Origin of the sequence: Streptomyces cinereoruber, assembly GCF_009299385.1 — a bacterium.
GTDB classification, from domain to species: domain Bacteria; phylum Actinomycetota; class Actinomycetes; order Streptomycetales; family Streptomycetaceae; genus Streptomyces; species Streptomyces bikiniensis.
On sequence record NZ_CP023693.1, the window covers coordinates 6225268 to 6245368 of the forward strand.

Consider the following 20101-nt stretch of genomic DNA (forward strand, 5'->3'; position numbering starts at 1 on the left):
GTGACGGTGCCGGGACGGAGCTGCCACCCTCCGCGACGTGGCTCGCGGGGCCCTAGCGGAGGCCTAGAAGACGACTGGACGACGCCCCCGCGTCAACGTCCCGAGCGGCCCACGGGGAGCGGGGTGCCGAGGTCGCGGCGCCATGCCTGGCAGAGTCCGGCGACGGCGGCCAGGCCGTTCCAGCCCGCCAGGTCGGCGGAGCGGTAGTGGACGATGTCGGCGCCGGAGCGGCGGGGCAGGGCGCGGCCCGCGACGATCTCGCCGAGGGCCAGGCACCCGGAGGGGCCGGTGGCCGGGGGCCGCCCGGCGGGGGCGAGGCGGACGCCGCGGACGGCCGTGCGGGCGAGCCGCGGCGGGCGGGTGGTGTCGGTCTGGTCGATGAGGAGGGCGCCGGCGGTGAGCCAGTCTGCGCGGACCGGCGGGTGGCCGCCGGTGGCGACGACGACGTCGGCGTGCCGGGCCCCGGCGCTGGGGTCGTCGGAGGCGAGGACGGTGAGGCCGGTGTACCGGCCGGCGGCGAGCGCGAACTTCCTGGTGCGGGCCCGGTCGCGGCCGACGACGCGGACGACGGCGAGGGAGGGGAGGGCGCGGCGCAGGACGAGGAGGCAGGCCCACGCCTGCTCGCCGGCGCCGAAGAGGCCCAGGGCCTGTGGGCCGGGGGGCGCGAGGTAGCGGGCGGCGAGACCGGAGGGGACGGCGGCGCGCCAGCCGTCGAGGGCGCCGGCGTCGGCGAGGCCGAGGAGCGAGCCGTCGTCGGCGAGGACGAGCTCGACCCGGCCCGCGGCGGGGGCCACGGGCGACGAGGTGTCGATCCGGAGGGTGGAACAGCGGCCGAGGGGGCCGGGGGCGTCGGGGCGGACGGTGACCCGTAATCGGCTGGAGGGGACGTCGACGGGGGTGTCGGCGCAGGGAGCGGGGGAGCAGCCGAGGAGCAGCCGCTGGACGTCGGCGAAGCGTTCCTCCAGGAAGCCCTCGTCGTCGAAGACGTCGTCCACGTCCTGCGGGCTCAGCATGATCGGCACGGTGATGTCCTCCTGGGTCCGGCACCATGGGTGCACAAACTTGAGTACCATCTCGCGTCCGGTTGATCCACAGGCGGGGTCGCCCCCGCGGCCTCAGGAGGCCGGATTCTCTCCGTACATCACGTATGCGCCCGCCTCCAGGCGGTCGATCAGCCCCTGGGCCCACTCGACCTGACTGGCGGCGCTGTGCTCCCACAGCCCGATCAGCTCCCGCACGTGGGCGCGGTCCGGCTGCTCGCTCGCCGTCTCGTCGACCCGGTCGGCCACCCCGCCCTGCTTGGCCGAGAGCGAGGAGATCCGCTCCCTCAGCAGGGCGATCGCCTCCTCACGGCGCAGCGAGGGCAGCAGGACGACCGCCGCCCCCAGCATGTCCGGGCGGTTGTTGCCCTGCCTCAGCGCGTCGCGGAGCAGGCTGAGGAGCTCCTCCTCGCCCGCCGGCGTGATCTCGTAGTCCACCCGGCCCGGCCAGTCGGGGATGTCCGTGAAGGTCAGCAGCCCTTCCTTGGCCAGCTGGCGCAACGCGTGGTAGATCGAGCCGAACTTGATGTGGGCCCACTCGTCCGCGCCCCAGGAGAGCAACTCGGAGCGGACCAGGTAGCCGTGCGCCTTGCCGTGCATCCGCATGACCCCGAGGACCAGCAATCGTGTGGCTGACATGGTCTCCCTGCTGCATGTCCGAAGTGGTTCCGGCGCGGGACCGGAACCGGCACTCCGCTCGTGGCCGGAGTCCGCCGACCGCCTTCCACGGTAGTGCATGACCTGCTGTTCTCCATGAGGCAGGTACCGCTGGGAACCGCGCGAGGGCCCCCGGTCGAGTCCCCCTGCAACGACTCTCGACCGCCGTACGAGGCCGTGGCCCGAGGGTGGTGCGGACGTCGGACACAGACAGGTCTTCGCCGGAACAGGGGTAGGGATGCGGGTACTCTTCACCACCTTCGCCGCCAAGTCGCACATGCACGCGCAGGTCTCGCTGGCCTGGGCCCTGCGGGCCGCGGGACACGACGTCCGGATCGCGAGCCATCCGGACCTCGCCGAGGAGATCACCAAGACCGGGCTCACCGCCGTCGGCGTCGGCGAGGAGCTCCACCTCGACGAGCAGATGCAGGAGACCCAGGAGAACATCGGACAGGACGTCGACCAGCTGGAGAGCCAGGCCCAGGTCGGCCTCGACATGAGCGAGACCCGCCCGGAACGCCTCACCTGGGACTACACCCTGGGCGTGTTCACCGCCATGACCTCCGTCGTCTTCCAGAACTGCTGCTCCGACCGGATGGTCGACGAGCTGGTCGAGCACTGCCGCTCCTGGAAGCCCGACCTCGTCCTCTGGGACACCATGACCTTCGCGGGCGCCATCGCCGCGATCGCCACCGGCACTGCCCACGGCCGCGTCCTGTTCGGCATGGACCTGGCGGGCAACATGCGGCAGACCTTCCTGGAACAGCTCGCCTCCCGGCCCCCGGAGCAGCGCGACGACCCGCTCCGCGAATGGCTCACCTGGAGCCTGGAACGGCACGGCGCCTCCTTCGAGGAGGCCGCGGTCACCGGCGACTTCACCGTCTGCCCGATGCCCCGGTCGATGCGCTTCCCCGTCGACCTGGACTACGTGCCGATGCGGTACGTGCCGTACAACGGCCAGTCCACGGTCCCGCAGTGGCTCCAGGAGCCGCCCGAGCACGGCCGCCGGGTCTGCCTCACCCTCGGCGTCGCCCACCGCGAGGTGCTCGGCAGCGACCGGGCCTCCATCGGGGACCTGCTGGAGGCGGTCGCCGGCCTCGACGACGTCGAGGTCGTCGCCACTCTCAACGAGAACCAGCTCAAGGACCTCGACACGATCCCGGACAACGTCCGGGCCGTCGACTTCGTGCCGCTCGACGCGCTCCTGCCGAGCTGCGACGCGGTCATCCACCACGGCGGCGCCGGCAGCTTCGGCACCGCGATGATCCACGGCGTCCCCCAGCTCATCGTCGTCGACGGCGTCTGGGACACCATCAACAAGGCCCGCCACCTCGAAGCCCACGGCACCGGCCTCTACGTGCCGGGCAAGCTCAGCGCCAAGGGCCTGCGCGAACTCCTCGTCCGGCTCCTGGAGGAACCGGAGTTCAAGCGCAACGCCATGGCCCTCCGGCGCGAGGCGCTCGCCGCCCCGGCTCCGGCGCAGGTCGTTCCCACCCTGGAACGGCTCGCCGTCGAGCACCGCCGCCGGTGACCGGCCCCGCCGCGGACCCGGCGGCGCCCCCGGAACCCCCGACGAGCCCCACTACCCCCCGGACGGTGAACCGAACGATGCAGGTCCGAAGTCTCAAGGTCGAGGGTGCGTACGAGTTCACCCCCCGCCGATTCGCCGACCAGCGCGGCCTCTTCGTCTCCCCCTTCCAGCAGGAGGCGTTCACCGAGGCCCTGGGCCGCCCCGGCTTCCCGGTCGCCCAGACCAACCACAGCGTCTCCCGCCGCGGCACCATCCGCGGCATCCACTTCACGGCGACCCCGCCCGGCACCGCCAAGTACGTGTACTGCGCGAGCGGCCGGGCCGTCGACGTCGTGGTCGACCTGAGGGTCGGCTCGCCCACCTTCGGCCGGTGGGACGCGGTCGAGATGGACCAGGTCCACTTCCGCGCCTCGTACTTCCCGGTCGGCGTCGGACACGCCTTCGTCGCCCTGGAGGACGACACCGTGATGTCGTACATGCTCACCGGCGCCTACGTCGCCGAGCACGAACTCGCCCTCGACGTCTTCGACGAGGACCTGGGCATCGCCCTCCCCACCGGCCTCGACGTCGTCCAGTCGGACCGGGACCGGGAGGCCCTCTCCTTCGCCGAGGCCCGCGACAAGGGCATCCTCCCCGACTACGCGGCCTCCCGGGCGGTGGAGGACCGGCTCTGGTCCTCCGGCTCCGGCGCCCCGCGCTGAGCGCTCCCATGGACACCGACCTCAAGGACGGACCCGCCGGCACGGTCGCGGTGCTCGGCGCCACCGGATCCGTCGGACGCACCGTCTGCGCCGCACTCCTCCGGACCGGGCACCGGGTGCTCGCCGTCGCCCGCCGCCCCGCCCCGCACACCCGCGCCCACGCCTTCGTCCCCCTCGACGTCGCCGCCGCCGGGCCCGGCCGGCTCGCCGCGCTCCTCGACGCGCACGCGGTCACGGCGGTCGTCAACGCCACCGGCGGCTGGGGCACCACCGCCGAGAAGATGCGCAGCGCCCACGTCGACCTGCCGCGCCGGCTCGCCGCCGGCTGCGCCGCGACCGGCCGCCGGCTGCGCGTCGTCCAGATGGGCTCGATCCACGAGTACGGCCCCGTCGAGGACGGCGTCCTCATCGGCGAGGACCACGTCCCCGGCCCCCTCACCCCGTACGGCGCCACCAAGCGCGCCGGCTCCGAGCACCTGCTCGCCGAGTCGCGCGCCGGCCGGATCGACGCGCTCGTCCTGCGGGCCGTCAACGTCTGCGGACCGCACACCACCACCGCGAGCTTCCTCGGCGTCGTCGCGCAGCGGCTGCGCGCCCTCGCCCCGGGCGGGACGCTCACCCTCGACGTCGCCGCCGCCCGCCGCGACTTCGTCGACGTGCGGGACCTGGCCGGTGCGGCGGTCGCGGCGCTGACCGCGCCCGGCCGGAGCCGGGTGGTCAACATCGGACGCGGGGAGGCGGTGCCCATGGCCGACCTCGTCGACGTCCTCGTCAAGGTGTCGGGGATCGACCCCGCCGCCGTGCGGCTGCGCCCGGCGAAGGTCACCAGCAAGGGCGGAAGCTGGACCTGCGCCGACATCCGCCTGGCCGCCGACCTCCTCGGCTGGCGGCCGCTGATCCCCCTCGACGCGTCACTGCGGGCGATGTGGGAGGCGGCCGGGGCCGCCGAACCGCCGGGAGGCACCGGATGAACCGGACGCACGCGTGGAGAACCCGACGGAACGGCCCGAGGAGGCCCCGGTGAACGCCCCCCTTCCCGCCCCGCACCCCGGCGCACGGGGCTCGCGGGCGGACATCGCACGGCGGATCGACGACTCCGCCCGGCTGCGCTCCACCGGGCCCCTCGGCGACCTCTCCGACTTCCCCGACTGGTTCGCCGAGCACGCCCGGAGGGCCTACACCAAGGTCGAACGGGTCGGGCTCGACGAGCTGGACGGCTGGGTCACCGACCCGGCCACCGGCGACCTCCGGCACCACACCGGCCGCTTCTTCACCGTGCACGGAGTGGAGGTGGAGCACCCGGGCGCGCCGGTGCCCCGGTGGACGCAGCCGATCATCCTCCAGCCCGAGATCGGCATCCTCGGCCTGCTTGTGAGCAGGATCGACGGGGTGCTGCACGCCCTCGTGCAGGCCAAGGTCGAACCCGGCAACGCCAACGGGCTCCAGGTCTCCCCGACCGTGCAGGCCACCCGCAGCAACTACACGCGGGTCCACCGGGGGCGGGCCGTGCCGTACGTGGAGCACTTCCTCGACGCGCACCGGCGGCCGGGCGTCCTCGCCGACGTGCGCCAGTCGGAGCAGGGCTCGTGGTTCCACCGCAAGCGCAACCGCAACATGGTGGTGGAGCTGCCGGAGCCGGTCGAGGCCCGGGAGGGCCACCGCTGGCTGACGATCGGCCAGATCCACGAGCTGCTGGGGCGCGAGGACGTCGTCAACATGGACATGCGGACCGTACTGTCCTGCCTGCCCTTCACCGGCCCCGGAACGGACGCGGACGACGACCCGGACCCCTTCCGGCGGGCGCTCCGGCGCTCCGGCGACCCCGCCGCGGACAGCCTCCACACCATGGAGGAGATCCTCGGCTGGATCACCGACCGGCGGGCCGGCGAGGACCTGACGGTCGGCCGGATCCCCCTGGACGCCCTCACCGGCTGGACCCGCGACAAGGACCGGATACGCCACGACGACGGCGCCTTCTTCGACGTCATCGGGGTCCGGGTGGAGGCCGGCGGGCGCGAGGTGCGGCACTGGTACCAGCCGATGATCGCGCCGGCGGGCCGGGGGGTGATCGCCTTCCTGGTCCGGCGGATCGAGGGGGTGCTGCACGTCCTGGTCCACGCGCGCGTGGAGCCGGGGTTCACCGACGTGGTGGAGCTGGGACCGACCGTGCAGTGCGTGCCGGAGAGCTACGCGGGCCTCCCGGACGGCTCCCTGCCCCGGTTCCTCGACACGGTCCTGGACGCGGACCCCGGGGCCGTGCGGTACGACACGGTCCTCTCGGAGGAGGGCGGCCGGTTCCACCGGGCGCTCAACCGGTACCTCGTCGTCGAGGCCCCGGACGGCCAGGACACCGCGTCGCCCGCCCACCGGTGGGTGACCCTGCACCAGCTGTCGGAGCTGCTGCGGCACAGCCACTACGTCAACGTGCAGGCCCGCAGCCTGATCGCCTGCCTGCACAGCCTGTACCACGCCGGCTGAGCCCGGCCGCACGCGCGCGTGTCCCGGTGGGCGGGGAGCCCACCGGGACACGCGCGTTCCGGGCCCGGACGGGACCGGGGCGCCGGCTCAGAGACCGGCGACGACCTCGCGGACCGCCGCGACGACCTTCTCCTGGGTGTCCGGCGGCAGGGACGGGTACATCGGGAGCGAGAAGATCTCCTCCGCCAGCCGCTCGGTCACCGGCAGGCTGCCCTCCGCGTAGCCGAGGTGGGCGAAGCCGGTCATGCGGTGCACGGGCCACGGGTAGCTGATGTTCAGCTCGATGTCGTAGTCCTTGAGGCGTTCGACGATCCGGTCCCGCTCCGGGTGGCGGACCACGTGGACGTAGTGGACGTGATCGTTTCCCACCGCGTTCGAGGGGAGGACCAGGCCGGTGCCGGCCAGCCCCTCCGCGTAGCGGCGCGCCACGGCGCGACGGCCCTCGACGTAGGAGTCGAGCCGCCGGAGCTTGCGGCGGAGGATCTCCGCCTGGACCTCGTCGAGCCTGCTGTTGTGTCCCGGGGTGCCGACAACGTAGTACCGCTCCTCCATGCCGTAGTAGCGCAGCCGGCGCAGGGCCGCCGCCACGTCCGCGTCGCGGGTCAGGACGGCGCCCCCGTCGCCGTACGCGCCCAGCACCTTCGTCGGGTAGAAGGAGAAGGCGGCGGCGTCGCCCATGGTGCCGGCGAGCCGGCCGTGGTGCCGGGCGCCGTGGGCCTGCGCGCAGTCCTCCAGGACCTTCAGGCCGTGCCGGGCGGCGAGCTCGGTGACCGGCGCCATGTCCACGCACTGCCCGTAGAGGTGGACGGGGACGATCGCGGCGGTCCTCTCGGTGATCGCGCCGGCGAGCTGGTCGGTGCGCATGAGGTAGTCCTCCTCGCGCACGTCCACGAAGACCGGGACGGCGCCGACCGCGTCGATGGCGAGCACGGTCGGGGCCGCCGTGTTGGCGACGGTGACGACCTCGTCGCCGGGCTTCACGCCGAGGGCCTGGAGGCCGAGGACGATGGCGTTGGTGCCGTTGTCCACGCCCACGCAGTGCTCCACGCCGTGATAGGCCGCGAACTCCTCCTCGAAACCGGCGACGGAGGCGCCGAGGACGAGCCGCCCGGACTGGAAGACGGCGTCGACGGCGTCGAGGATCTCCTCGCGCTCCGCCGCGTACTCCCGAAGGTAGTCCCAGACGTACGTGGTCATCGCCCGCCCTCCTTGACGCCGACGAACAGGCCGCGGCCGGTCGGGTCGCCCGGCCGGTACGCGACGGAGCAGCCGGCGTCGCGGAAGGCCGACTCGTACTCCTCGCGCGTGAAGAGGGTCAGGACGTCGATCTCGGTGAAGGTGCGGATGCCGCCGGGCTCGCCGACGAGGAACCGCACCTCCATCCGGGTCGCCCGGCCCTGGAGCGTGGAGTGGGAGATCCGCGCGACGGTCCGGTCGCCCTCGCGCGCCAGGTCGCCGGCGACGAAGCCCTCGGAGAACTGCTCGGGGAACCACCAGGGTTCGACGACGAGCACGCCGCCCGGTTCCAGGTGCCGGCTCATCGACGCGATCGCCGAGCGCATCTCCTCGATGCTGCCGAGATAGCCGATCGCGCAGAACATGCAGGTCACGACCGAGTACGTGCGACCCAGGTCGAAGTCGCGCATGTCCCCTTCGTGGATGGTCAGTCCGGGCCTGCGGCGCAGCGCGAGCTCACGCATCGGGGCGGCGATCTCCAGCCCCTCCGCGGTCGTGAAGAGCTTGCCGAAGGGGCCCAGGTGGGCGGCGGTGCCGCAGGCCACGTCGAGCAGCGAGTCGGCGTCCGGGGCGTGTCCGCGCGCCAGGTCCGCCACCGCCTCGGCCTCCGCGGCCCAGTCCTTGCCGCGGCTGCGGTACACCATCTCGTAGACCTCGGCGAGGTCCGTGCTGTACATGCGTTTCTCCTCGGGTCGGCTGCGGTGCGCGGCGTGGGTCGGCACGCCGCCGGAGCAGGGGGTGCGGGAGGGACCGGGGGAGCCCCGGGCGGGTCAGGGGGTCTCGTCGACGAGCGCGACGGCACGGGTCCAGCCGGCGCCCGCGCCGGCCACCTTCACCGGGAAGCAGGCGATCCGGAAGCCGGTCGGGGCGGGCAGCAGACCGAGCCCGGAGAGCCGCTCGACCTGGCAGTACTCCCGGTGCCGGCCGGCGACGTGGGCGGGCCACAGCACGGCCCTGTCGCCGGTGCGCCGGTAGGTGTCGATGATGGTGCCGAACGGCGCGTCCAGGCTGAACGCGTCGGTCCCGACGACCTTCACGCCCGCGTCGAGCAGGAAGGCGATCGCGCCCGCGTCGAGGCCCACGAAGTCGGTGAAGTACCGCCGCGTCCCCGCCCAGGCGTCCGCGCCGGTGTTCAGCACCACGATGTCGCGCGGGGCGAGGACGTGCCCGATCCGGTCGAGCTCCTTGCGCAGGTCGGCCTCCCCGACGACGCCGGCCTCCCGGCCCCGCACGTCGAGGACGACCCCGGGGCCGAGGAACCAGTCCAGCGGCATCGCGTCGATGTGCCGGGGCACACCGGTGCCGTACGTGGTCCGGGAGCCGTAGTGGGAGGGCGCGTCGACGTGGGTGCCGGTGTGGGTGGTCAGACTCAGGCGGTCCAGCGAGAGGAACTCGCCGTCCGGCAGGTCGTCGGGGTCGAACTCCAGGCCGAAGTGGGTCCGCATCTCCTCGGCCATGTGCAGCGCGCCCTCGCGCGGGGTCAGCACCTCGTGGACCACGGGGTCCGGTTCGAACGAGTCGGCGTCCACCGGCGAGGACAGGTCAATGATGCGCACGGTCACCTCCTGAGCGACAGCGGCCAGCCTCGCGGCCCCCGCTCAAAAGGCATTGGAAGACGGCTCGACACGGCCGGTCGCGGCCCCGGGGTCGAGCCGGTCTCGACGGGGCTCCGCCAGACTCGGCCCCCGACGACGACCACCGCACCTGGAGGCACCGTGACCACCCCGCCCCGCACGCACGCCGACGGAACCGCGACCGGCATCGACGCCGCCGCCGTCGAACGCTTCTACGCCCGGCACATGCACCTCCTGGACGGCGGCGCCGCCACCGCCTGGGCGCGCACCTTCACCGCCGACGCGTCCTTCGCGTCCCCGTCCATGACGGAGCCGGTGCGCGGCCGGGACGGCATCGAGGCGGGCGCCCGCGCGGCCGTGGCGGGCCGGGCCGCCGCCGGGGAGGTCCACCGGCACTGGGTGACGATGACGACGGTCCGGCCGGCGGCCGACGGGGCCGAGGCGGTGTCGTACGTGGAGATCCTCGCGACCCCGCGCGGCGGGGCGCCGCGGATCGAGCTGTCCTGCGTGATGCGGGACCGGCTGGTGCGCCGGGACGGGGAGCTGCTGGTGGCGGAGCGCGTCGTCACCCGCGACGACCGGCCGCACGGCTGAGGATCGACCCCGTCTCGAGCCCGGGACCGTACGGTCGCCGCCATGACGACACGAGCAGTGATCATCACGGGTGGTGGGACCGGGATCGGCCGCGCGGCGGCCCTCCGGTTCGCGGAGCGCGGCGACCGGGTCCTCGTGGTGGGCCGCACCGCGGCCACGCTGGAGGAGACCGCCGCCGGACACGAGAACATCCGGCCCCTGGTGGCGGACGTGACCGGTCCCGGCGCCGGCGAGCGGGTGGTGGAGGCCGCGCTGCGCGCCTTCGGCCGCCTGGACGTCCTCGTGAACAACGCGGCGACCGGCTCCTTCGCGCCGCTGGCGAAGCTCGACCGGGACGCCGTGGAGCGGCAGTTCGCCACGGACCTGGTGGCGCCCGCGTTCCTCGCCCGGGCGGCGCTGGACGCGCTGGAGGAGACGGGCGGCACCATCGTCAACGTCAGCACGGCGGCCTCGCTGACCACCCAGGGCTTCCCGGACAACGCGGTCTACATGGCGGCGAAGGCGGGCCTGAACCAGTTCACGCGCGCGTGGGCGGTCGAACTGGCACCGCGCGGCATCCGCGTGGTCTCGGTGGCGCCGGGCGTCACCGACACCGGCATCGGGCAGCGCGTCGGCATGTCCGACGCCCAGTACCAGTACTTCCTCGACCAGATCCGGCAGCGCATCCCGGCCGGGCGGGTGGCGACGCCCGAGGAGGTGGCGTGGTGGATCACCACGCTGACCGAACCGGGCGGCTCGTACGCGACCGGGGCGATCGTCCCCGTCGACGGCGGCCTCACCCTCACCTGACCGGGGACGGCCGCCCTCACGAGGTGCGGGCCGGGATCCCGGTGACCCGTTCGATCCAGGTGAGGTACGACCAGACGCGGGTGTTCACGGCGGGGGTGTCGGTGGCGCAGCCCCGCCCGTAGGAGACCAGGCCCACCAGGTGGGGCCGCTGCCCCGCCGTGTGGACGAGGGGGCCGCCGGAGTCGTACTGGCAGGTGTCCCGGCCGGGGGCGTACGTGCAGAGCTGGGCGGGCGTCACCCCGGACATGCCCCGGGACGCGCACGTGCGGTTGCTCATGGTGCCGAGGGTCACCGTCCGCAGCACGTCGGAGGTGGGCCCGCCGAACGAGGTGGCGCCCCAGCCCGGGGCCTCGACCCGCGTGCTGTCGAAGGTGCCGTGCGCGTACGCGGCGGGGAGGGCGACCGGGCGCACGTCCGGGCCGGACGCGACCGGTTCGGCCAGCCGGACGAGCGCGATGTCGTTCCGCTGGGTCTCCGGGTCGTACTCCGGGTGCGTCAGGAACCGGGCCGGGGACGCGAGGAGCGCGTGCGGGCTGTCGGACCCGGTCGTCAGGTCGTGGTCCCCGAGGAGCACGCCCACCCGGGCCGTGCTGCCGTACGAGCCCGTCAGACAGTGCGCGGCGGTCAGCACGTACCGGTCGCCGATCAGCGCCCCGCCGCACATCACCCGGCGCTCCCTCAGGTCCACGAGCCCCGCCATGAACGGGTACTGGTGCGGCCGGGCCTCCTGGCCGCCGACGACCGCGTACGCCGGCGCGATCCCGAGCGGACTCGCGCCCATCACCGCGCCCGCGACCGCGGCCACGAACCTCCGCGCCCATCCCCGCGCCCGTCCCATGGAGAACTCCGAACCGTCGACACCGTCTTCTCCGGGGCCGCCGATGTGCAAAGACGTTTCCTCTGCACGCTCACCGGCCCGCGTCGGCATCAACGAACCGGACGGGCTCCGGTCACCCGGGCAGAGCGACCGGACTGGCGTTCGGGACCGGCCGCGGCACCCGGGGAAACGGTCGGTGACGGGTGCGCCGTACCGGTTGTCAGAGCGCTGTGGTTGGCTGGACACATGATCGAAGACTTCCTTGAGCACGTCCTCGGCGGCGGTACGACCGAGGTCGAGGAGGCGGTCCGCAAGGCCGCCGCCGCCGAGATCATGCCGCGCTTCCGCCAGCTCGCCACCCACGAGATCGTCGAGAAGAACGGCCCGCACGACCTGGTCACCGTCGCCGACCGGGCCGCCGAGGCCCACCTCACCGCCTCCCTCACGGCGCTGCTCCCCGGCTCCGTGGTCGTCGGCGAGGAGGCCGTCCACGCCGACCCGGCGGTCTACGACGCGCTGCGCGGCGACGCGCCCGTGTGGATCGTCGACCCCGTCGACGGCACCCGCCAGTTCGTCCACGGCGACCCCGCCTTCTGCACCCTCGTCGCCCTCGCCCGCCACGGCGAGGTCCTCGCCTCCTGGACGTACGCGCCCGCCCTGGAGCAGATGGCCGTCGCGGTGCGCGGCCGCGGCGCCACGCTGAACGGCGAGTCGCTGCGCTCCGGCTCGCCCGCCCCCGGCGAGGTCCTGGAGGTCGCCTCCTCGCACCCCGACTACACCACCCCGGAGCAGAAGCGCGCCCTGCTCGGCCTGGTCACCGACGGCGTCCGCCCCCGCCCCTGCGGCTCCGCCGGACTCGAATACCTCGCCGTGGCGCGCGGGACCCTCGCCGGCGTCGCCTTCTCCTGGGAGTACGCCTGGGACCACGCCGCCGGACTCCTCCTGGTCGCCGAGGCGGGCGGCGCGGACACCACGGTCGCCGGGGAGCCGTTCCGGATCACCGGGGACAACGCGCTGCCGTTCACCGCGGCCCGGGACGCGGCGACCGCCGAACGCATACGGACCCTCCTCGGGGGCGGGTGAGCCCGCCGCACCCGTACGGACCCCCCTCGGGAGGCGGTGGGCCCGCCGTGCCCGTACGGACCCCCCTCGGGGCGCGGTGAGACCGCCGTAACCCTCCGCCTATCCTGAGATCCACGGCCACCGGCTGACGCGAAGGAGCCCGCAGGTGACGCACAGGACGCCGATGCTCGACGCCGTCGTCGTGGGGGCGGGGCCCAACGGACTGACCGCCGCCGTCGAACTGGCCCGCCGCGGCCTCTCCGTCGCCGTCTTCGAGGCGAAGTCCACCGTCGGCGGCGGCGCCAGGACCGAGGAGCTCACCCTCCCCGGCTTCCGGCACGACCCCTGCTCCGCCGTGCACCCCCTCGGCGCCGGCTCGCCCGTCTTCAAGACCATGCCGCTCGACCGGTACGGCCTGGAGTGGCTGCACCCCGAACTGCCCATGGCCCACCCCTGGGACGACGGCACCGCCGCGGTCCTCGCCCGCTCCGTCGCCGAGACCGCCGCCTCCTTCGGCCCGCGCGACGCCGGGGCGTACCGCAGGCTCGTCGCCCCCTTCCGCGGCAAGTGGGACACCCTGGCGGCCGACTTCATGCAGCTGCCGCTCACCGCGCTGCCCCGCGACCCGGTCACCCTCGCCCGCTTCGGCCTCGCCGGACTGCCGCCCTCCACCTGGCTGATGCGCCGCTTGCGCGACGAGAAGGCCCGCGCGCTCTTCGCCGGACTCGTCGGCCACGTCATCGCCCCGCTCGACGGCTTCGCCACCGGCGCCGTCGGCCTCGTCTTCGCGCTCGCCGCCCACGCCGGCGGCTGGCCGCTGCCCCGGGGCGGCTCGCAGTCCATCTCCGACGCCCTCGCCGCGTACCTGAAGGACCTCGGCGGCGCCGTCCACACCGACTTCGAGGTCAAGCGCCTCGACGACCTGCCGCCGGCCCGCGCCTACGTCTTCGACACCTCGCCCACCGCCCTCGCCCGGATCGCCGGCCTCGGCGGCCACTACGACCACTACACGTACGGCGCCGCCGTCTTCAAGGTCGACTACGCGCTCGACGGCCCCGTCCCCTGGACCGCCGAGGAGCCCCGGCGCGCCGGCACCGTCCAGATCGGCCCCACCGCCGGGGAGATCGGCACCGCCCTGAACCAGGCCTCCTCCGGCACCGCCCCCGACGCCCCCTTCCTCATCACCGCCCAGCCCAGCCTCGTCGACCCCTCCCGCGCCCCCGAGGGCAAGCACGTCTTCTGGGCGTACGGCCACGTGCCCAACGGCTGGCGCGGCGACCTCACCGAGGCGATCGAGCGCCAGATCGAGCGCTTCGCCCCCGGCTTCCGCGACCGCGTCCTGGCCCGCGCCACCGCCGGACCGCCCGAACTCGCCGCGCACAACGCCAACTACGTCGGCGGCGACATCGCCTGCGGCGCCGCCCGCGGCCTCCAGCTCCTGCTGCGCCCCACCCTGTCGCTCCGCCCCTACGCCACGCCGCACCCCGCGGTCTTCCTCTGCTCCTCCGCCACCCCGCCCGGCCCCGGCGTGCACGGCATGTCCGGGCACAACGCGGCCAAGGCGGTCTGGCGGAGGCTGCGCGCCTCCGCCCGCGAAAATTAGACTGGCCCCCATGGCCAAGTACTTCGACGTCCACCCCGACAACCCGCAGCCGCGCACCATCTCCACGGTCGCCGACAGCATCCGGAACGGGGCGCTCGTCGCGTACCCGACCGACTCCTGCTACGCGCTCGGCACCCGCATGGGCAGCCGCGACGGCATCAGCCGCATCCGGGCGATCCGCGACCTGGACGACCGCCACCACTTCACCCTGATGTGCCGGGACTTCGCCCAGCTCGGGCAGCTCGTGCACATCGACAACGACGTCTTCCGCGCCGTCAAGGCGGCCACTCCCGGCCCGTACACCTTCATCCTGCCCGGCACCAAGGAGGTGCCGCGCCAGCTCCTCCACCCCAAGAAGAAGACGGTCGGCGTCCGCATCCCCGACCACGTCGCCACCCAGGCCCTCCTCGCCGAACTCGGCGAGCCACTGCTCTCCAGCACCCTGCTCCTGCCCGACGAGGAGGAGCCGCTGACCCAGGGCTGGGAGATCAAGGAACGGCTCGACCACCAGGTCGACGCGGTCCTCGACTCCGGCGACTGCGGCACCGAGCCCACCACCGTCGTCGACTTCTCCAGCGGCGAGCCCGAGATCGTCCGCAGGGGAGCGGGGGACACCACCCGCTTCGAGTAGCGGCCCCCCGGCCCCAGCCCCCCGGACCTGACGGCCATGTCGTTTTTCCGCCAGCCCCGGCCCCGCCCGCCCCCGATCATGGAGGCATGCACACCGACACCGAGCGCTGCGTGCGGGCGGTCCGGTCGAAGGACGCCCGCTTCGACGGCGTGTTCTTCACCGCCGTCCGCACCACCCGGATCTACTGCCGGCCGAGCTGTCCGGTCGTCCCGCCCAAGCCCGAGAACATGGAGTTCCACCCCAGCGCCGCCTCCTGCCAGCGCGCCGGCTTCCGGGCCTGCAAGCGGTGCCGGCCCGACACCAGCCCCGGCTCGCCCCAGTGGAACGTCCGGGCCGACGCCGTCGCCCGCGCGATGCGGCTCATCCAGGACGGCGTGGTCGACCGGGAGGGCGTCCCCGGGCTCGCCCGGCGGCTCGGCTGGTCCACCCGCCAGATCGAGCGCCAGCTCCTCGCCGAACTCGGCGCCGGACCCCTCGCCCTGGCCCGCGCCCAGCGCGCCCAGACCGCCCGGGTCCTCATCGAGACCACCCCCATGCCGCTGGGCGAGGTCGCCTTCGCCGCCGGCTTCTCCTCCATCCGCACCTTCAACGAGACCGTCCGCGAGGTCTTCGCCCTCACCCCCGGCGAACTGCGCGCCCGCGCCACCGGCCCGGCCTGCCGCCGGGCCCCCGCCCCCGGCGCGATCACCCTCCGGCTGCCGTTCCGCACCCCCCTCGAGCCCTCCAACCTCTTCGGCCACCTCGCGGCCACCGCCGTCCCCGGAGTCGAGGAGTGGCGGGACGGCGCCTACCGCCGCACCCTGAACCTCCCGTACGGGCACGGCGTCGTCGCCCTCGCCCCGCGCGCCGACCACATCGCCTGCCGGCTCTCCCTCACCGACCCGCGCGACCTCACCCACGCGATCAGCCGCTGCCGCCGCCTCCTCGACCTCGACGCCGACCCCGTCGCCGTGGACGAGCGGCTGCGCGCCGACCCGCTGCTCGCCCCGCTCGTGGACGCGGCCCCCGGCCGCCGGGTGCCCGGCTCCGTCGACCCCGCCGAGTTCGCCGTACGGGCCGTCCTCGGCCAGCAGGTCTCCACCGCCGCCGCCCGCACCCACGCCGCCCGGCTCGTCGCCGCCCACGGCACCCCGGTCGAGGACCCCGAGGGCGGCCTCACCCACCTCTTCCCGGAGCCCGGGGCGCTCGCCGCCCTCGACCCCGAGACCCTGGCCCTGCCCCGCAGCCGCCGCACCACCCTGCTCACCCTGGTCCGGGCCCTCGCCGACGCCACGCTGCCCCTCGGCCCCGCCGACGACCGCGAGGAGGCCCGTGCCCGGCTGCTCGCCCTGCCCGGCTTCGGCCCCTGGACCACCGAGATCATCGCCATGCGGGCCCTGGGCGACCCCGACGCCTTCCTCCCCGGCGACCTCGGCGTCCGCCGCGCCGCCGAAGGCCTCGGCCTGCCCGCCACCCCGGCCGCGCTGACCGCCCGCGCCGCGCACTGGCGCCCCTGGCGCGCCTACGCCGTCCAGTACCTCTGGGCCACCGACACGCACCCGATCAACCACCTGCCCTCCTGAGGAGGTCACCCCGTGCCCACCGTCCAGCACACCGTCGTCGACAGCCCGTACGAGCCGCTGACCCTCGTCGCCGTCGACGGGGTCCTCAGCCGCGTCCACATGACCGGCCAGCGCCACCGCCCGCCCGAGGAGACCTTCGGCGACCCCGACCCGCGCCCCTTCGGGGAGGCGGTCCGCCAGCTCGACGCCTACTTCGCCGGCGAACTCACCGCGTTCGACCTCCCCCTGCACCTGGTCGGCACCCCGTTCCAGCTGCGCGTCTGGGAGCGCCTGAGCCTCATCCCGTACGGGGAGACCCGGACGTACGGCGAACTCGCCGAGGAGCTGGGGAACCCCGGCGCCTCCCGGGCCGTCGGCCTCGCCAACGGCAAGAACCCCGTCGGCATCATCGTCCCCTGCCACCGGGTGGTCGGCGCCGGCGGCGGCCTCACCGGCTACGGCGGCGGCCTCGACCGCAAGCGGCGGCTCCTGGCCTTCGAGTCGGGTACGGCGGGGCCGGACCTCCTTTTCTGAACCCGACGCCCTTTCCCCACCGGGGTGCTAGGTTCCCGGCATGGCCAAGGTGAACATCGCGCTCGACGCCGAACTCGTCGTGGAAGTCATGGTCCTGGCGGGGATCAACAACCCCCAGGACGCCGTCGAGGCGATCGTCCGCGACTACATCGCCCGCGGCCACCGCACCGAGGCCCGGACCGCCGGCCGGGACGAACCGGTGCGCACCGGCGAGATCGTCCCGCCGGAACCGCAGCAGGGCTGAGAACACCCGCCCCGGTGGACCCCGGGAAAGGCCTCAGTCCTCCTTCTCCGGAGGCTCCGCGTCCCTGCGGGCCCGCGCCGCGCGCCGCAGCCGCGGATGGCGGTCGCCGCCCTGCTCGGTCATCGCCTCGCCGACCATGGACCGCACCGCGTCCCGCAGCCCGTGCAGGGCGTGGTGCCGGGCCGGGCCCGCCCCCGGGTCCTCCCGCAGTTCCTTCACGAGCGCCCAGCAGAGCACCAGCATCACCACCACGAACGGCAGCGCCACCAGGATCGTCGCGGTCTGGAGCGAGTCCAGACCGCCCACCACGAGCAGCGCCGCCGCCACGGCCGCCATCAGGACGCCCCAGGTCACCACCAGCCAGGTCGGCGGATGGAGCGAACCCCGGCTCGTCAGCGACCCCATCACGAGCGAGGCCGAGTCGGCGCTGGTGACGAAGTACGTCATCACCAGGACCATCGCGACGACCGAGGTGACCGTGCCCAGCGGCAGCGCCTCCAGCATCCCGAAGAGCGAGGCCTCCGCCCCGTCCTCCACGGTCGCCGCCAGGTCCGCCGCGCCCGTCGACTCCAGCCGGATCGCCGTACCGCCCATCACGCAGAACCACACCACCGTCGCCCCCGACGGCACGAGCAGCACCCCCACCAGGAACTCCCGGACCGTCCGGCCCCGCGAGATCCGGGCGATGAACGTGCCGACGAACGGCGCCCAGGACAGCCACCACGCCCAGTAGAAGATCGTCCACGTCCCCAGCCAGTCGGGGTCGGTGAACGCCCCGGTCCGGCTCGCCATCGGCAGCAGGTCGTGCAGGTAGCCGCCGAGGGCGGCCGGGATGGTGTCCAGGACGTAGACGGTCGGCCCGAGCAGGAAGACGAAGAGCATCAGACAGGCCGCGAGGACGATGTTCAGCGTGGAGAGCCACTTCACGCCCTTGTGGAGGCCGGAGAAGGCCGACAGGACGAAGGCGGCCGACAGCGACACGATGATCACCAGCTGGACGCCCGTCGTGTTCTCCACGCCCGCCGTCAGGTTCAGCCCCTCGGCGACCTGGAGCGCGCCGAGCCCCAGGCTCGTCGCCGTCCCGAACACGGTCGCGAACACCGCGAGCAGGTCGATGGCCTTGCCCTGCCAGGACTCCGCACGGCGCGCCCCCATCAACGGCACGAAGGCGGAGCTCAACCGGTTCCCCCGGCCCTTGCGGAAGCCCGCGTACGCCAGGGCGAGCCCCGTGATGCCGTAGATCGCCCACGGGGTCAGCGTCCAGTGGAAGAACGAGTACTCCATGGCGTTGAGGGCCGCCGCGCCCGTCCCCGCCGGGGCGCCGCTCGCCGGCGGCGGGTCCAGGAAGTGCTGGAGCGGCTCCCCGACCCCGTAGAACATCAGACCGATGCCCATGCCGGCGCTGAACATCATCGCGATCCACGCCAGGTTCGTGAACTCGGGCTCGTCGTCGTCCCGGCCCAGCCTGATCCGGCCGAACCGGCTCAGCGCGAGGACCACGCACAGCACCAGGAAGACGTCCGCCGCGACCACGAACAGCCAGGCGAAGTTGGAGAGGACCCAGTCCAGGGCCGTGGAGGAGGCGCTGTCGAAGGAGTCCTCGCCCAGGGCCGCCCAGGCCACGGCCGCGACGACGGCCGTGACCCCGATCCCGATGACCTTGCCGTCAGGCGCGTGCCGTTCGTCCGGGACTGCCGGAGCGCGCTCGCTCGGTTCCGTGCTCATGCGACCCCACTATGGTGCGCAATATCCGCACATCAGGGGGTGGCACGCCGTCCGGGGCTCCGGATAGGGTCGGCGACGGCGCGACTGCACGTTCGAAAGCAAGGGATGCAAGGTGACGGACGGAGCAGCAACGGTCGCTCGCGTACTCGTGGCGGCCGACAAGTTCAAGGGTTCGCTCACGGCCGTGGAGGTCGCCGAGCGGGTCACGGCAGGCCTGCGACGGGTCGTCCCCGACCTGGAAGTGGAGACGCTGCCCGTCGCGGACGGCGGCGACGGCACCGTCGCGGCGGCCGTCGCGGCCGGATTCGAGCGCCACGAGGTGACGGTGACGGGACCGGTCGGCGAGCCGGTCACCGCCGCGTTCGCGCTGCGCGACACCACCGCGGTCGTCGAGATGGCGGAGGCCTCCGGCCTCCAGCTCCTCCCGGCCGGCGTGTTCGCCCCGCTCACCGCGACCACGTACGGCTCCGGCGAGCTGCTCCGCGCCGCCCTGGACGCCGGCGCGACCACCGTCGTCTTCGGCGTCGGCGGCAGCGCCACCACCGACGGCGGCGCCGGCATGCTCGCCGCGCTCGGCGCCCGCTTCCTCGACGCGGACGGCGAGCCCGTCGGCCCCGGCGGAGCACCCCTCGCCGACCTGGCCACGGCCGACCTCACCGGCCTCGACACCCGCTTCGCCGAGGTCGACCTGATCCTCGCGAGCGACGTTGACAACCCGCTCACCGGCCCCAAGGGCGCCCCCGCCGTCTACGGCCCGCAGAAGGGCGCCACCCCGGACGACGTCCGGACCCTCGACGCGGCCCTCGCCCACTTCGCCACCGTCCTGGAGAAGGCCATCGGCCCCAAGGCGGCCGAGGCCGCCCTCGCGCCCGGCGCGGGCGGCGCCGGCGGCATCGGCTACGGCGCCCTCATCCTCGGCGCGAGCTTCCGCCCCGGCATCGAGCTGATGCTGGAGGTCCTCGGCTTCGCCCCCGCCCTGGAGCGCGCCACCCTCGTCATCACCGGCGAGGGCTCCCTCGACGAGCAGACCCTCCACGGCAAGGCCCCGGCGGGCGTCGCCGCCGCGGCCCGCGCGGCCGGCAAGGAGGTCGTCGCGGTCTGCGGCCGCCTCGCCCTCCCCGCCGAGGCCCTGGGCCGGGCCGGCATCCGCCGCGCCTACCCCCTCGCCGCCCTGGAGCCGGACCCCGCCAAGTCCATGGCGAACGCGGGCCCGCTCCTGGAAGAGGCGGCCGCGAACATCGCCCGGGACTTCCTGAAGTAGCCTCCCCCTGGAGTGTCCGGGACTTCCTGAAGCAGCTTCTCCCGGGAGTACGGGCAAAGAGCTCCCCCAGGAGTACGGGGACG

Annotated in this window: 20 protein-coding genes; 13 read left to right on the top strand and 7 right to left on the bottom strand. The window is 74.2% G+C overall.

The window, feature by feature from the left end:
• Nucleotides 1-92: 92 nt before the first annotated feature.
• Nucleotides 93-1013, bottom strand: coding sequence for a hypothetical protein (locus CP977_RS28065; protein WP_229991492.1), 921 nt, complete (start codon nt 1011-1013; stop codon nt 93-95).
• A 102-nt stretch (nt 1014-1115) separates the two neighbouring features.
• The gene (locus tag CP977_RS28070) at nt 1116-1679 is read right to left on the bottom strand and encodes a PadR family transcriptional regulator (protein ID WP_062751465.1); all 564 of its coding nucleotides are present in this window, start codon (nt 1677-1679) and stop codon (nt 1116-1118) included.
• A 256-nt stretch (nt 1680-1935) separates the two neighbouring features.
• Between CP977_RS28070 and CP977_RS28075 the strand changes: the two genes are divergently transcribed.
• The 4 genes from CP977_RS28075 to CP977_RS28090 all read left to right on the top strand — a co-directional run bounded on the left by CP977_RS28075 (nt 1936) and on the right by CP977_RS28090 (nt 6407).
• Complete coding sequence (locus tag CP977_RS28075; protein WP_062751464.1) at nt 1936-3228, top strand: activator-dependent family glycosyltransferase; 1293 nt, start codon at nt 1936-1938, stop codon at nt 3226-3228.
• A 77-nt stretch (nt 3229-3305) separates the two neighbouring features.
• Nucleotides 3306-3929, top strand: a complete 624-nt coding sequence (locus CP977_RS28080; protein WP_109184378.1) for a dTDP-4-dehydrorhamnose 3,5-epimerase family protein — start codon at nt 3306-3308, stop codon at nt 3927-3929.
• Between the two features lie 8 nt (nt 3930-3937).
• Nucleotides 3938-4900, top strand: a complete 963-nt coding sequence (locus tag CP977_RS28085) for an NAD-dependent epimerase/dehydratase family protein (RefSeq protein WP_152371018.1) — start codon at nt 3938-3940, stop codon at nt 4898-4900.
• Between the two features lie 49 nt (nt 4901-4949).
• A complete protein-coding gene (locus CP977_RS28090; RefSeq protein WP_183953246.1) occupies nt 4950-6407 on the top strand; it encodes an NDP-hexose 2,3-dehydratase family protein in 1458 nt (485 codons plus the stop codon).
• Nucleotides 6408-6494: 87 nt separating this feature from the next.
• On the opposite strand, the gene CP977_RS28095 is transcribed toward CP977_RS28090, so the two are convergent.
• The 3 genes from CP977_RS28095 to CP977_RS28105 all read right to left on the bottom strand — a co-directional run bounded on the left by CP977_RS28095 (nt 6495) and on the right by CP977_RS28105 (nt 9199).
• Entirely contained in the window at nt 6495-7604 is a 1110-nt protein-coding gene (locus CP977_RS28095) for a DegT/DnrJ/EryC1/StrS family aminotransferase (protein ID WP_062751461.1), read from the bottom strand.
• The gene (locus tag CP977_RS28100) at nt 7601-8320 is read right to left on the bottom strand and encodes a class I SAM-dependent methyltransferase (protein ID WP_152371019.1); all 720 of its coding nucleotides are present in this window, start codon (nt 8318-8320) and stop codon (nt 7601-7603) included. Before CP977_RS28100 ends, CP977_RS28095 begins: the two co-directional genes overlap by 4 nt.
• A 93-nt stretch (nt 8321-8413) precedes the next feature.
• Nucleotides 8414-9199 (bottom strand): cyclase family protein, encoded by a 786-nt coding sequence (locus CP977_RS28105; RefSeq protein ID WP_109184941.1) that lies wholly within the window; start codon nt 9197-9199, stop codon nt 8414-8416.
• 159 nt (nt 9200-9358) lie between these two features.
• Here CP977_RS28105 and CP977_RS28110 point away from each other — a divergent pair, with 159 nt between their 5' ends.
• The gene (locus CP977_RS28110) at nt 9359-9811 is read left to right on the top strand and encodes a nuclear transport factor 2 family protein (RefSeq protein ID WP_269145152.1); all 453 of its coding nucleotides are present in this window, start codon (nt 9359-9361) and stop codon (nt 9809-9811) included.
• A 42-nt stretch (nt 9812-9853) separates the two neighbouring features.
• On the top strand, nt 9854-10600 hold the full coding sequence (locus CP977_RS28115; protein ID WP_208421203.1) for an SDR family NAD(P)-dependent oxidoreductase: 747 nt from the start codon (nt 9854-9856) through the stop codon (nt 10598-10600).
• A 16-nt stretch (nt 10601-10616) separates the two neighbouring features.
• On the opposite strand, the gene CP977_RS28120 is transcribed toward CP977_RS28115, so the two are convergent.
• Nucleotides 10617-11405 carry a serine protease gene (locus CP977_RS28120; RefSeq protein ID WP_062756761.1) on the bottom strand — a complete coding sequence of 263 codons (789 nt, stop codon included), beginning with the start codon at nt 11403-11405 and terminating at the stop codon, nt 10617-10619.
• Between the two features lie 258 nt (nt 11406-11663).
• On the opposite strand from CP977_RS28120, the gene CP977_RS28125 reads away from it, so the two are divergent.
• The 6 genes from CP977_RS28125 (at nt 11664) to CP977_RS28150 (ending at nt 17032) form a co-directional block, all read left to right on the top strand.
• Nucleotides 11664-12500: an inositol monophosphatase family protein gene (locus CP977_RS28125; protein WP_152371020.1), complete on the top strand. Its 837-nt coding sequence runs from the start codon at nt 11664-11666 to the stop codon at nt 12498-12500.
• Between the two features lie 163 nt (nt 12501-12663).
• The gene (locus tag CP977_RS28130) at nt 12664-14082 is read left to right on the top strand and encodes a phytoene desaturase family protein (RefSeq protein ID WP_152371658.1); all 1419 of its coding nucleotides are present in this window, start codon (nt 12664-12666) and stop codon (nt 14080-14082) included.
• Nucleotides 14083-14092: 10 nt separating this feature from the next.
• Nucleotides 14093-14713, top strand: a complete 621-nt coding sequence (locus CP977_RS28135; RefSeq protein ID WP_062751456.1) for an L-threonylcarbamoyladenylate synthase — start codon at nt 14093-14095, stop codon at nt 14711-14713.
• Between the two features lie 86 nt (nt 14714-14799).
• Nucleotides 14800-16275 (top strand): AlkA N-terminal domain-containing protein, encoded by a 1476-nt coding sequence (locus tag CP977_RS28140; protein WP_152371021.1) that lies wholly within the window; start codon nt 14800-14802, stop codon nt 16273-16275.
• A 12-nt stretch (nt 16276-16287) separates the two neighbouring features.
• Complete coding sequence (locus CP977_RS28145) at nt 16288-16788, top strand: methylated-DNA--[protein]-cysteine S-methyltransferase (protein ID WP_062751455.1); 501 nt, start codon at nt 16288-16290, stop codon at nt 16786-16788.
• Nucleotides 16789-16828: 40 nt separating this feature from the next.
• Nucleotides 16829-17032, top strand: a complete 204-nt coding sequence (locus CP977_RS28150; protein WP_062751454.1) for a type II toxin-antitoxin system VapB family antitoxin — start codon at nt 16829-16831, stop codon at nt 17030-17032.
• A 33-nt stretch (nt 17033-17065) separates the two neighbouring features.
• Here the strand turns inward: CP977_RS28150 and CP977_RS28155 are convergent, their stop codons facing one another.
• Entirely contained in the window at nt 17066-18757 is a 1692-nt protein-coding gene (locus CP977_RS28155) for a BCCT family transporter (RefSeq protein WP_109184382.1), read from the bottom strand.
• A gap of 112 nt (nt 18758-18869) precedes the next feature.
• On the opposite strand from CP977_RS28155, the gene CP977_RS28160 reads away from it, so the two are divergent.
• The gene (locus tag CP977_RS28160; protein WP_109184383.1) at nt 18870-20018 is read left to right on the top strand and encodes a glycerate kinase; all 1149 of its coding nucleotides are present in this window, start codon (nt 18870-18872) and stop codon (nt 20016-20018) included.
• Nucleotides 20019-20101 lie beyond the last annotated feature (83 nt).

Excerpts from the sequence above, each read along its gene's own strand:
- CP977_RS28080 (WP_109184378.1), top strand. The coding sequence starts at position 3,306 with ATGCAGGTCCGAAGTCTCAAGGTCGAGGGTGCGTACGAGTTCACCCCC.
- CP977_RS28070 (WP_062751465.1), bottom strand. The coding sequence starts at position 1,679 with ATGTCAGCCACACGATTGCTGGTCCTCGGGGTCATGCGGATGCACGGC.
- CP977_RS28130 (WP_152371658.1), top strand. The coding sequence starts at position 12,664 with ATGCTCGACGCCGTCGTCGTGGGGGCGGGGCCCAACGGACTGACCGCC.
- CP977_RS28150 (WP_062751454.1), top strand. The coding sequence starts at position 16,829 with ATGGCCAAGGTGAACATCGCGCTCGACGCCGAACTCGTCGTGGAAGTC.
- CP977_RS28140 (WP_152371021.1), top strand. The coding sequence starts at position 14,800 with ATGCACACCGACACCGAGCGCTGCGTGCGGGCGGTCCGGTCGAAGGAC.
- CP977_RS28095 (WP_062751461.1), bottom strand. The coding sequence starts at position 7,604 with ATGACCACGTACGTCTGGGACTACCTTCGGGAGTACGCGGCGGAGCGC.
- CP977_RS28135 (WP_062751456.1), top strand. The coding sequence starts at position 14,093 with ATGGCCAAGTACTTCGACGTCCACCCCGACAACCCGCAGCCGCGCACC.
- CP977_RS28075 (WP_062751464.1), top strand. The coding sequence starts at position 1,936 with ATGCGGGTACTCTTCACCACCTTCGCCGCCAAGTCGCACATGCACGCG.
- CP977_RS28115 (WP_208421203.1), top strand. The coding sequence starts at position 9,854 with ATGACGACACGAGCAGTGATCATCACGGGTGGTGGGACCGGGATCGGC.
- CP977_RS28065 (WP_229991492.1), bottom strand. The coding sequence starts at position 1,013 with ATGCTGAGCCCGCAGGACGTGGACGACGTCTTCGACGACGAGGGCTTC.
- CP977_RS28100 (WP_152371019.1), bottom strand. The coding sequence starts at position 8,320 with ATGTACAGCACGGACCTCGCCGAGGTCTACGAGATGGTGTACCGCAGC.
- CP977_RS28125 (WP_152371020.1), top strand. The coding sequence starts at position 11,664 with ATGATCGAAGACTTCCTTGAGCACGTCCTCGGCGGCGGTACGACCGAG.
- CP977_RS28085 (WP_152371018.1), top strand. The coding sequence starts at position 3,938 with ATGGACACCGACCTCAAGGACGGACCCGCCGGCACGGTCGCGGTGCTC.
- CP977_RS28155 (WP_109184382.1), bottom strand. The coding sequence starts at position 18,757 with ATGAGCACGGAACCGAGCGAGCGCGCTCCGGCAGTCCCGGACGAACGG.